12 protein-coding genes and 1 pseudogene are annotated in these 11,202 nt (G+C 63.4%); 7 read left to right on the top strand and 6 right to left on the bottom strand.

Features of this window, described 5'->3' with window-relative positions; genetic code table 11:
- Nucleotides 1-55: 55 nt before the first annotated feature.
- Nucleotides 56-1,360 (bottom strand): UDP-glucose dehydrogenase family protein, encoded by a 1,305-nt coding sequence (locus B3D39_RS03750; protein WP_286789397.1) that lies wholly within the window; start codon nt 1,358-1,360, stop codon nt 56-58.
- A 311-nt stretch (nt 1,361-1,671) separates the two neighbouring features.
- On the opposite strand from B3D39_RS03750, the gene B3D39_RS03755 reads away from it, so the two are divergent.
- The 4 genes from B3D39_RS03755 to B3D39_RS03770 all read left to right on the top strand — a co-directional run bounded on the left by B3D39_RS03755 (nt 1,672) and on the right by B3D39_RS03770 (nt 4,030).
- The gene (locus B3D39_RS03755; protein WP_172976163.1) at nt 1,672-1,860 is read left to right on the top strand and encodes a hypothetical protein; all 189 of its coding nucleotides are present in this window, start codon (nt 1,672-1,674) and stop codon (nt 1,858-1,860) included.
- Between the two features lie 271 nt (nt 1,861-2,131).
- Nucleotides 2,132-3,175, top strand: a complete 1,044-nt coding sequence (locus B3D39_RS03760; protein WP_274963857.1) for a TRAP transporter substrate-binding protein — start codon at nt 2,132-2,134, stop codon at nt 3,173-3,175.
- Between the two features lie 162 nt (nt 3,176-3,337).
- The gene (locus tag B3D39_RS03765) at nt 3,338-3,655 is read left to right on the top strand and encodes an antibiotic biosynthesis monooxygenase family protein (protein ID WP_098411692.1); all 318 of its coding nucleotides are present in this window, start codon (nt 3,338-3,340) and stop codon (nt 3,653-3,655) included.
- A gap of 102 nt (nt 3,656-3,757) precedes the next feature.
- Nucleotides 3,758-4,030 carry a GlsB/YeaQ/YmgE family stress response membrane protein gene (locus B3D39_RS03770; protein ID WP_134330656.1) on the top strand — a complete coding sequence of 91 codons (273 nt, stop codon included), beginning with the start codon at nt 3,758-3,760 and terminating at the stop codon, nt 4,028-4,030.
- 13 nt (nt 4,031-4,043) lie between these two features.
- Here the strand turns inward: B3D39_RS03770 and B3D39_RS03775 are convergent, their stop codons facing one another.
- Nucleotides 4,044-4,508, bottom strand: a complete 465-nt coding sequence (locus B3D39_RS03775; RefSeq protein WP_274963858.1) for a YdcF family protein — start codon at nt 4,506-4,508, stop codon at nt 4,044-4,046.
- Nucleotides 4,509-4,584: 76 nt separating this feature from the next.
- Here B3D39_RS03775 and B3D39_RS03780 point away from each other — a divergent pair, with 76 nt between their 5' ends.
- Complete coding sequence (locus tag B3D39_RS03780; RefSeq protein ID WP_274963859.1) at nt 4,585-5,169, top strand: rhodanese-like domain-containing protein; 585 nt, start codon at nt 4,585-4,587, stop codon at nt 5,167-5,169.
- Nucleotides 5,170-5,172: 3 nt separating this feature from the next.
- Here B3D39_RS03780 and B3D39_RS03785 read toward each other — a convergent pair whose 3' ends face one another.
- Both B3D39_RS03785 and uvrB read right to left on the bottom strand, forming a co-directional pair.
- Entirely contained in the window at nt 5,173-5,886 is a 714-nt protein-coding gene (locus B3D39_RS03785; protein WP_274963860.1) for a DUF6782 family putative metallopeptidase, read from the bottom strand.
- 41 nt (nt 5,887-5,927) lie between these two features.
- On the bottom strand, nt 5,928-8,111 hold the full coding sequence (uvrB, locus tag B3D39_RS03790; protein WP_286789398.1) for an excinuclease ABC subunit UvrB: 2,184 nt from the start codon (nt 8,109-8,111) through the stop codon (nt 5,928-5,930).
- 414 nt (nt 8,112-8,525) lie between these two features.
- On the opposite strand from uvrB, the gene B3D39_RS03795 reads away from it, so the two are divergent.
- Together B3D39_RS03795 and B3D39_RS03800 are read left to right on the top strand one after the other, a co-directional pair.
- Complete coding sequence (locus tag B3D39_RS03795) at nt 8,526-8,837, top strand: ETC complex I subunit (RefSeq protein ID WP_078520323.1); 312 nt, start codon at nt 8,526-8,528, stop codon at nt 8,835-8,837.
- Nucleotides 8,838-9,193: 356 nt separating this feature from the next.
- Entirely contained in the window at nt 9,194-9,724 is a 531-nt protein-coding gene (locus B3D39_RS03800) for a hypothetical protein (protein ID WP_078548129.1), read from the top strand.
- Between the two features lie 70 nt (nt 9,725-9,794).
- Here the strand turns inward: B3D39_RS03800 and B3D39_RS03805 are convergent, their stop codons facing one another.
- Together B3D39_RS03805 and B3D39_RS03810 are read right to left on the bottom strand one after the other, a co-directional pair.
- Nucleotides 9,795-11,000, bottom strand: a complete 1,206-nt coding sequence (locus B3D39_RS03805) for an ABC transporter permease (RefSeq protein ID WP_274963853.1) — start codon at nt 10,998-11,000, stop codon at nt 9,795-9,797.
- Nucleotides 11,000-11,202 (bottom strand): annotated as a pseudogene (locus B3D39_RS03810) (macrolide ABC transporter ATP-binding protein); the annotation flags it as partial. The gene B3D39_RS03805 and the pseudogene B3D39_RS03810, both read right to left, overlap by 1 nt.

An 11,202-nucleotide genomic window follows, 5' to 3' on the forward strand; every position in this document is an offset into this window, starting at 1 on the left:
CCGGCGACGGGGGGCAGAGCCCCCGCCCGGATCGATTTCGATGGCCCTATGTCATTTACCGCCCGACCGCGACGTAATCCGCGAAGCCCGCCTTCCTGACGTCCTTCTCGGAGTAGATGTTGCGCAGGTCGGCCATGCGCGCGGTCTCCATCGTCGCGGCGATCTTCTGCAGATCGAGCGCGCGGAACTCGTTCCACTCGGTCAGGATCACCACGCAATCGGCCTTCTCCGCGGCCGCATAGGCGTCATCCATCCAGGACACGCCCGGCAGCAGCGCTTCGCCCTCGCGCTTGCCCTGCGGGTCGACCACGCGGATCTTCGCGCCGCCGCCCACCAGTGCCGGCACGATGGTGAGTGCAGGGGCCTCGCGCATGTCGTCGGTGTTCGGCTTGAAGGTCACGCCATAGATCGCGATCGTCTTGCCATTGACCGAGCCGCCGCAGAGATCGACGACCTTCTCGATCATCCGGCGCTTGATGTCGTCATTCACTTTGATGACCGTCTCGACGATCTCCATCGGACAGGAATAGTCCTGACCGATCCGCGCCAGCGCCGCCGTGTCCTTCGGGAAGCACGAGCCGCCATAGCCCGGGCCGGCATGGAGGAACTTGTTGCCGATCCGGCCGTCGAGCCCCATGCCGCGCGAGACCTGCTTGATATCGGCGCCGGTCTTCTCGCAGAGCCGCGCGATCTCGTTGATGAAGGTGATCTTCGTCGCGAGGAACGCGTTGGCCGCGTATTTGATCATCTCGGCGGTTTCCAGATCGGTATAGAGGATCGGGAATTCGCGCAGGAAGAGCGGGCGGTAGATCTCGCCCATCACGGCCTCGGCTTTCTCCGAGGTGGTGCCGACGACGACCCGGTCGGGCCGCATGAAATCGTCGATCGCCGCGCCTTCGCGCAGGAATTCGGGGTTCGAGGCCACGTCGAACTCGATATCGGGGCGGGTCTTGCGCACGACCTCCGCGACCTGACGGTTCGTGCCCACCGGCACGGTCGATTTCGTCACGATCACCGCATAGCCGGTCATCGCGTTGGCGATCTCCTCGGCGGCGGCCATCACATAGGTCAGATCCGCATGGCCGTCGCCGCGCCGCGTCGGCGTGCCGACCGCGATGAAGACCGCATCGGCGCCTGCGACCGCTGCCTTGAGATCGGTGGTGAAGGTCAGGCGCCCGCCTTCGACGTTCTTCACCATCAATTCGTCGAGGCCCGGCTCGTAGATCGGCACGCGGCCGCCCTCGAGCATTTCGATCTTCGCGGGGTTCTTGTCGACGCAAACGACCTCATGGCCGAAATCCGAGAAACACACCCCCGAAACAAGGCCAACATAGCCCGTGCCGATCATCGCGATTTTCATATTCTCGTCCTTGCCTGTGCTGTGTCGGTGCCTTGATTCCCGGGCGGCGAAATTGCAAGCCGGTTCCGGACAAGTTCTCGTAATTCTTCTCAGAATCCGCGTCGCTCCAGAAGCGCGGAATGGTAGCCTGTGCCGCGTTAGACACGAATTCTGGGCATTTCATGCAAGAAAAGTGCCAAAGTGCAACAGTCTTCGCCTCTGCGTGAATGGGCCGTGTATTTCACTCTTTGCAATCCCGGGAAGCTGTGTAAGTCTCGCCGGGAAGCTGCCAGAAAATCCGGCGGCTCCCTACGGTAATGACGGAGATTACTATGAAAAAGATCGCTACCATCGCCCTGGCCCTCGGCCTCACCGGTTCGACCGCTTTTGCTGGCGGTTACACCGCTCCGGTCGTCGAGCCCGAGCCCGTTGTGGTTGAGCAGTCGTCGTCCTCGAACGCCGGCATCATCATCCCGGTTCTGCTGCTGCTCGGCGTTGCTGTCGCAGCCTCGAACAACTAATTTCGGGTAACACCGAATTGGAAGGGGCCGGACGTACGCGTTCCGGCCTTTTTCATTTCCGGAGATACGGGGTAGGGCCTGACGCTCCGGGGACAGGAAAAACCCGCGCTTGGCGCGGGTTTTTCTTTTGCGGGAAGGAGCGGATTTGCCATGCGTCGAGTGCCGCTGCTGGCGTCGCACGACAGGTCCGTCATCTCGCGAAAAGCAAAACTGGACGTTGGGGGCATCCGCCGGGTAAATCCGCTTTGGACCGCGTGAGAGGGAGACCCGCATGAGCCAGAGATTTACCCGCCGTGAGAGTTTCGCCCTTGCCGCCGGTGCCGCCGCCTTGGCCGCGCCGCCTGTGCTGGCCGCAGAGCCCGAGGTCACGCTGCGCCTGCATCAATTCCTGCCGCTGACCAGCTTCGTGCCCGCCCATATCCTCACCCCTTGGATCAAGGCGGTCGAAGAGGCGTCGCAGGGCCGGGTGCGCATCCAGCATTACCCCTCGATGCAGCTTGGCGGGAAGCCGACCGATCTTATCGATCAGGTCACTGACGGGGTTGTCGACATCGTCTGGACGCTGCCGGGCTACACGCCGGGGCGGTTTCCGCGCACCGAGGTGATGGAGCTTCCCTTCCTGGTCGCCGAGGCCGAGGCCGCGTCTGCCGCGCTGTGGGAGCTGGCGCAGGCGGAGATGGTCGATACGGATTTCCGCGACATTCACCTGCTGGGGACCTGGGTGCACGGGCCGGGCGTGATCCACGCGAACAAGTCCGTGCGCGCGATCCCCGATTTCGAAGGGCTGAAACTGCGTGGCCCGTCGCGGGTCACGACGAAGCTGCTTGAACATTTCGGCGCGACGGCTGTCGAGATGCCGGTCCCGGCTGTGCCCGAGGCGCTCTCGCACGGGACGATCGACGGGGCGCTCCTGCCTTGGGAGGTCTCGGCCTCGCTGCGGATCGGCGAGCTGGTCCATCATCACACGCAATTCGCTGGCCCCTCGATCTACACGGCGAGCTTCATTCTCGCGATGAACAAGGACCGATACGCCGCGCTCGACCCCGATCTGCAGGCCGCGATCGACAGCGTCTCGGGCGTTGAGTTCTCGGCGCAGGCGGGACATCTGCAGCAGGCCGAGGATATCCCCTCGCGTCAGGCCGCGATGGATCTGGGCAATGAGATCATCACGATCCCGGCCGAGGATACGTCGATCTGGAAAGACGCCTCGCAGCCGGTGATCGACGCATGGGTTGCCGAGATGGAAGAAAACGGTGTGCCGGGTGAGACGTTGCTGAGCTCCGCCCGTGCCTTGATCGAGAAACATTCGTTCTGAGGATGAGGCGCGGTGAGCTGGTTCGTGGGCGCCGATCTGATCCGCATCGCGCTGATCGTGGCGATCCCGGCGCTGGCGCTTCTGCCACTCTGACGCAGGTCCGCAAAAGAGCGGTGATTTCTGCGCGCTTCTGTGCGAGCATGATGCCGAGGAGGACCGCCCATGACCGAGATTACCAGCGATTTCAAAGGCCAGACCGTGATCTGCACCTTCGAGATGACGCCCGCCACAGCCGACGAGTTGATGGAGAAGCTGCAAGCCGCCTATTCCGAGGTGATCTCGAAAGCGCCCGGTTTCATCGGCGCGGGCCTGCATATGAACGACGCGCGCACGCGGATCGCGACCTATTCGAAATGGAACGAGCGGGGCGACTATCAGGCGATGCTGCGCAGCCCCGAGATGATCGAGCGCAACCGCGTGATCTACACGCTGTGCCGCAATTTCGAGCCGGTGATGTACGAGGTTTCCGCCGATTTCTGACGGGCAGACGGGGGCGTTGCTGCGCTGCCGAAATGGTCGCGTGGAGAGGGAACTTCCGGGCGCTCTTCGCGTTGTTGTGAAAAGACATATCAGAGTGACATCATGGAAAGCGTTCTGCAAGCAATCGGCACGGTCGGCCTGATCTTTCTCGTGCTCGCAGGTCTTCTGGCGGGCTGGATCGCGAGCGTCGTCTCGGGCGGGCGTCACAAGGCCGCCTATCTGGCGATCGGTGTGGTCGGCGCCCTCGTCACCCCCTTTATCGTGGCCCTTCTGGGCGGGGCGGTGCTTGCGGCGGGCGGTCTGCTTGCGATCATTGCCATCGCGCTTGTCGGTGCGGTTATTGTGCTGGTCATCGGCAAGATGATCCTCGACTGACGCGGGCCGCGCCTCAGGGCAAAGGCCCGCCGCGCACCAGCCACCATCCCAGCTTCAGGTAGGCGAACCCTTCGCGGGCGCGGGCCTTCGCGCTCGCCCGATGCGGCGGGCAGTCCGCGCGCGCCCGCAGCCCCATCTGCCGCGCGATCATCACCGCGCGCGGCGCGTGATAGGGATCGGTGACGATGATCACCTCGTCGCTCTCCAGATGCGCCCGGGCGAAGCCGATATTCTCGTAAGTGCTGGTCGAGCGATCTTCGAGAGAGATCGCCTCGGCCTCCACGCCTTCCGCGCGCAAGATCCGGGACATCACCTCCGCCTCGCTCGGCGGATGCCGCCCGACACCCCCGCAACAGATCACTTGCTCCGCCGCGCCTTCGTGCCAGAGCGCCGCCGCATGACGGGTGCGCCGCTGCAAGCTGGGTGAGGGGAGGCCATCTGCCCAAACCGCTGCACCAAGGATCAAAATCGCTCTCATTTCGTTGAGCTAAAGGTCCACACTGCCGGCGACAAGGCTGGCAGTCGTGTTATGATCACGAAAAAGGGAGGTTAACATGCGTTTCATTCTTTTTGCCGCGCTGCTTTCTGCCGCGCCCGCTTTCGCGGAGCCAGTCAATATTCGCCCCGACGTCATGTCCGTCACGGTCGACACTGCCAAGGGGCCGGTCGAGATCAAGCGGATTCAGGATAACGAGAACAAGCTGGAAGGCGATTGGGCCAAGACCTCGCGCCCCTGTCCGAGCTTCTGCATCCAGCCGATGATCCCGGCCCCCGGCGTGACCCCGGTGGGGGAGCTGGAGATGATGGAATTTCTCAAGGATCCCAACGTGGTGGTCGTCGACGGGCGGGTGACCCGCGACTTCGAGGGCGGCGCGATCCCCGGTGCGATTAATATTCCCTATATGGAAGCCCCCGACCGTCTGGGCGAGCTTGGCTGTCAGCCCGATTTCGAGGGCTTCATCTGCGATGGCGAGGACGTGAAATCGGTCGCGCTTTACTGCAACGGCCCGTGGTGCGGCCAGTCACCCACTGCCGCCCGCCGCATGATCGAAGCCGGTTTCCCGGCGGAGAAGATCTATTACTATCGTGGCGGGATGCAGCAATGGCGGCTGCTGGGCCTGACGGTCAGCGGTGGCTGATCACTATTTGTCGGGTTCTGTGCAAGGGTAGGCCTCGCCATCGGGTAGCCGGCAAAGCGCGTCGAAGAAGCTGCTGGAAAGCCGATCATAGCTGAGCATCCTGTGTTCCCGGTCACGGGACTCGAGATAATCGCTGCACGACGCGAGGTAGTATAGCTCGCGTCGTGCATCTTTCGCGTACCACTGGGTGAAAGCGGCGCTGGCCGCGCTGATAAGGTCGCCCGAGCGGCCCATTTCTGTCTCGAAGGCTGCGGCGATATCGTCCTGCATCGGCCATCCTGCAAGCGCGTCCCAGGCGTCGGGCATCCCGGCTTCGCGCAGATCCCAAGCCACAGCGAGGCTGAAGGTCGTCGCGTCCGCCTCCATCGCGAAGATCGCGCGGGCATTTTCCTTCATCGACAGGTTCGGATCGGGACAGGAGCCGTGGAATTTCTGCTCCAGATGGCGCAATTCATGGATCAGAACTGCCTTTTGCAGGGCGGGTCCCATGTCGGTGGCGATCACGAGCCGGGAGGAGCGCGGCTCGAAATATCCCCGCGCATCGTGCAGCGTGTCGGCGAGACACAGCTCGCCAGCGTCTTGAAAGAGCGCGACATGCAGGCTCGGCCAGCGGTCGAGGGCGGGACGCAGCTGTGTGACGAGCGCTGCGATTTCGGGAGGCTTATCGAAGGGTGGGGCGGCGCAAGTAAGGATTTGGGCGTGCGCCGGTCCGGTCATCACACCGAGCCAGGCGCTCAGGGCAATGTACCGGGCGCGCCTCACCGACCCTTCTTCCGCTTCACACCCCCGCGCTGACCCGGCCGTCCTGCCGTCGACCGGCCCTGCGCCTTGACTGCCGCCTCGCTCGCGGCCTCAACCGCCGATTGCCGCGCGAGCGGGTCGTCGTGGACGGCCAGGTCCACCGCCTCCAGGCGCTTCACCTCGTCGCGCAGGCGGGCGGCTTCCTCGAATTCCAGATCCTCGGCGGCCTTGCGCATTTTCGCGCGCATGTCGTCGAGATGCGCCTGCAGGTTCGCGCCGGGTTTGACCGCATCGACCTTGGCGGTGACGCGCGACATGTCGGTGTCGCCTTGATAGAGACCGGCCAGAACGTCATCGACATTCTTCTTGATCGTCTCGGGCGTGATACCGTGTTCCTCATTATAGGCGATCTGCTTGGCGCGGCGGCGGTCGGTCTCATCCATCGCGCGCTGCATCGAGCCGGTGATCCTGTCGGCATACATGATGACCCGCCCCTCGGAGTTCCGCGCGGCGCGACCGATGGTCTGGATCAGCGAGGTTTCCGAACGCAGGAAGCCTTCCTTGTCGGCATCGAGGATCGCGACAAGCCCACATTCGGGAATGTCCAAACCCTCGCGCAAGAGGTTGATCCCGATCAGCACGTCGAAGGCGCCCAAGCGCAGGTCGCGCAGGATTTCGATCCGCTCGATCGTGTCGATGTCGGAGTGCATGTAGCGCACGCGAACGCCCTGCTCGTGCAGGTATTCGGTCAGATCCTCGGCCATGCGTTTGGTCAGCGTGGTGACGAGTGTGCGATAGCCGCGCGCCGCGACGGTGCGGATTTCATCGAGCACATCGTCGACCTGCGTCTCGACCGGGCGGATCTCCACGACCGGGTCCAGAAGGCCGGTCGGGCGAATGACCTGTTCGGTGAAGACGCCGCCGGTCTGTTCCAGCTCCCACGCGGCGGGGGTGGCCGAGACGAAGACCGATTGCGGGCGCATCGCGTCCCATTCCTCGAATTTGAGCGGGCGGTTATCCATGCAGGACGGCAGGCGGAACCCGTGTTCGGCCAGCGTGAATTTGCGCCGATAGTCCCCGCGATACATGCCGCCGATCTGCGGCACGGTGACGTGGCTCTCATCGGCGAAGACGATCGCGTTGTCGGGGATGAACTCGAAAAGGGTGGGCGGCGGCTCGCCGGGCGCGCGGCCCGTGAGATAGCGCGAGTAGTTCTCGATCCCGTTGCAGACGCCGGTCGCCTCCAGCATCTCCAGATCGAAATTGGTGCGCTGTTCAAGGCGCTGCGCCTCCAGCAGCTTGCCTTCCTCTTCCAGCTGCTTCAGCCGGAGCGCGAGCTCCTTGCGGATGCCCTTCGCCGCTTGCTGCAGGGTCGGGCGCGGCGTGACGTAGTGGCTGTTCGCATAGATGCGGATCTGATCGAAGCTGTCGGTCTTCGCCCCGGTCAGCGGGTCGAATTCGGTGATTGCCTCCAGCTCTTCGCCGAAGAAGGAGAAGCGCCAGGCGCGGTCCTCCAAGTGGGCGGGCCACAGATCGACCGTGTCGCCCTTCACGCGGAAGGCGCCACGCTGGAAGGCCGCATCGAGGCGCTTGTATTGCTGGGCCACCAGTTCGTTGATGAACTTGCGCTGTTCGATCAGATCGCCGGTCTTGAGGTCCTGCGTCATCGCCGAATAGGTCTCGACCGAGCCGATACCGTAGATGCACGAGACCGAGGCGACGATGATCACGTCATCACGCTCCAGAAGCGCCCGGGTGGCAGAGTGACGCATCCGGTCGATCTGCTCGTTGATCTGCGATTCCTTCTCGATATAGGTGTCCGAGCGCGGCACATAGGCTTCGGGCTGGTAGTAGTCATAATAGGAGACGAAATATTCCACCGAGTTGTCGGGGAAGAAGCTCTTGAACTCACCGTAGAGCTGCGCGGCCAGCGTCTTGTTCGGCGCGAGGATGATCGCGGGGCGTTGGGTTTCCTCGATCACCTTGGCCATGGTGAAGGTCTTGCCCGTACCCGTCGCGCCCAGCAGCACCTGATCGCGTTCCTGCGCCTCGACGCCGGAGGATAGCTCCGCGATCGCGGTCGGCTGGTCGCCAGCCGGGTTGAACTGAGTCTGCATCACGAACCGCTTGCCGCCTTCCAGCTTGGGGCGGGTGAGCACGTCGGGGCGTTCGGAGGGCAGATTGGTATTGTTGTGAGGCATCGCGCAGACCTTTTGCTTGCCCCCCAAAGTTGTCCTCTTTTCGTTCGCATTCAAGGGTTTGCGAAGGGCGTTACGGAAGGCTTAACGCGGAGTTTCGAATTGTCTATATTTAACAGTGGCTTGCGTCTCTGTTTGGCTTGAATTCGCGGCGGGGCGCGCGCATCTTGCCTTTTGCAAGCAGCATCAGACTGCCGGCCGGCGCACCACCCCCCACCCCTTGCTCCCCAGCCGGTCGGCAGTTCCTCATCTTACCGGTGCTTTCGGTATCCTTCGGGCAGGGAGGGCGGCGGCGTCATCGAAGGGTCCGGCATGTCATGCACAATCGCCTCGCCTCTTTCGGCTTTGCGCTCCGGGGCTTGCGATTTGGCTCAGATGCACTAAGAAAAGCGAGAGGTATCGCAGAGGAGTTTGCCCATGCGCGCGCGCATCTACCAACCCGCCCGCAACGCCATGCAATCGGGCACCGCGAAGACGCGGTTCTGGTATCTCGACTATGTCGCCTCCGACGCGCGTGAGATCGACCCGCTGATGGGCTGGACCAGCTCCAACGACACGCAGGCCCAAGTGCGGCTGCGCTTCGAGACCCGCGAGGCCGCCGAAGCCTATGCCAAGGAAAAGGGCATAGATTACGTCGTGACGGAGCCGCATAAGCGCGCCCCGAATGTCCGTGCCCGCGGCTATGGCGAGAACTTCGCGACCGACCGCCGCGCGAACTGGACGCACTGAATACCTGCGCCAGCGGCGAAAGCTGTCCCGGCTAAGGGGGAGCTTTTCCGCACCGCGACCCCGCGCATTCCACGTGAAAGAAGCTGGCGCGTCAGGCTGCGTTTCGGTTTCCTCCAGCTTTCCAACCTGTGCCACCGACGGTCTCGCGCAGGTTCGAACGTGGTTCGAATCTCTGACATAACTCCGTGTTCCGGCCCAAGAGCCCGTCGCTTTGTTCCTTGGCATTATCGCGCTCACGATTTTCGACGTTTGAGCAGAGTTTTTCCGAGCCTGCTCGCGCTCAGGAACGGTGATCTTTCTGCAGTGTTCTCTGTCTGCCGGCTGACGGTCGGCGCATGAAATGCAAGGAGAACACTATGACCTACACCATCAAGTCGATCGCTCTCGCAGGTATTCTGGCCACTGCCGCGCCCGTTGCGGCCCTGGCTCAGGCTGACGTCTCCACCGGAACGGACGCTGGCGCATCGGTCTCGGCGCAGGCTGCAGGCGCTGATGTCGGCGCAAGCGCGGATATGGGCGCATCGACGGACGCCGCAACGACTGCGGGCTCGAATGGTGGAATGGGCCAAGATGGGTCGGTGAAGACCTATGGTCAGCTCGTCGCGGACCTTCAGGCCAATGGCGCTGCGTCCACCGACCAGTTCGCCGATTATGAAGTGGGAACCGATGGCGAAGCCAAGATCGTCGCTCTGTCCGATCTGAAGGGCGAAGGCGCCGAGAACGGCTCCGCGGCTCTCGAGAACGCAATGGGCGCTGACGTGGATGCCGATTACAGCCAGCTTCCGTCCAGCGTCTTCGATGGCACCGACTACACGCCCGAGGATGTCGCTGCCGCGTATATCAACGCCGAAGGCAATCTGATCGTCGTGGTCGACAACAACGCCTGATCATCTTCGACGATACATGATCCCGAAGCCCCCTGTCCTCCGTGGCAGGGGGCTTTTTTGTGCCTGACATCTACTGATAATGCAGGGCGTCAATCGGATCGAGCCGTGCCGCCCGCCGCGCAGGAAAGTAGCCGAAGACCATCCCCACCACCGCGGAGAAGCCGAAGGCGAGGGCGATGACGTTCAGGCTGGGCGAGAAGGGGATCGCCATGATCTGCGCCGCGACATAGGCGAGGCCGAGGCCGAAGAGAATCCCGATGATCCCGCCCAGAACCGACAGCACCACCGCCTCGACCAGAAACTGCATCAAAACCTGATGCGCCTGCGCGCCGACCGAGAGGCGGATGCCGATCTCGCGGGTGCGCTCGGTCACCGAGACGAGCATGATGTTCATGATGCCGATCCCGCCCACGAGCAGGCTGACCGCCGCGACGGAGGAGAGCAGGCCGGTAAGAACCGAATTGACCGAATTCAGCATCGAACTCAGCTCGGCCATGTCGAAGACCGAGAAGTCGTCGTCTTCGCCGATGGCGATGCGGCGGCGCTCGCGCATCAGGGCCTCGATATCGGAGGTCGCCCGCTCGACAGAGGCCGTTCGGGCCACCTGAAGCGAAATCGAAGAGACGTCCTGACTGCCCATCAGCCGCCTTTGCACCGTTCGGACCGGCATCAGCACGAGGTCGTCCTGATCCTGCCCGAAGGACCCGGCGCCCTTGGACTTCAGCACGCCGATCACCTCGCAGGAGATCGACTTGATGCGGATCTTCTCGCCGGTCGGATCGGTCGCGCCGAACAGGGTTGTCCGCACGGTCTCGCCGATGATGCAAAGATTGGCGCCGCTGCGGTCCTCCGCCGGGGTGAAGCTGCGCCCGAGCGCGATCGTCCAGCCTCCGATCTCGAGATAGGGCGACGTCGTGCCGGTGATCGATGTCGTGCGATTGTTGTTGCCGAAGACCGCCGTGGCTGCGGTCGAGACGACAGGCGCGACGGCCGAGAGGCTGCTCAGGTCCTCCAGCGCGTCTGCATCCGAAAGCTTGAAGGGCGGGGCGGTATCGCGCGATCCGGGCCCCATCATCCGCGCCCCCGAGCGCAGGACCAGCACATTCGTGCCGAGCGATTCCACATTGGCAGAGACCTGTTCGGAGGAGCCTTGTCCGACGGTCACCATCGCGATGACGGCGGCAACCCCGATCACCACGCCCAGCACGGTGAGAAAGGACCGAAGCGCGTTGCGGATGATCGCGGTCAGCGCGAGGCGGATGGTTTCCCAAAGCATCACAGCGCTCCTTCGTGCATCTTCTCGTCGCGCACGACGCGGCCATCGGTGAAGACGACGAGGCGGGAGGCATAGGCGGCCATGTCCTCCTCATGTGTGACCATTACGATGGTCAGCCCGGACTCGCGGTTGAGGTCCTGCATCAGGTTCATGATCTCGACGCTGCGTTTGGTGTCGAGGTTGCCGGTGGGCTCGTCGGCGA

It is taken from the genome of Thioclava sp. UBA3469 (genome assembly GCF_002378135.1).
GTDB classification, from domain to species: Bacteria; Pseudomonadota; Alphaproteobacteria; order Rhodobacterales; family Rhodobacteraceae; genus Thioclava; species Thioclava sediminum.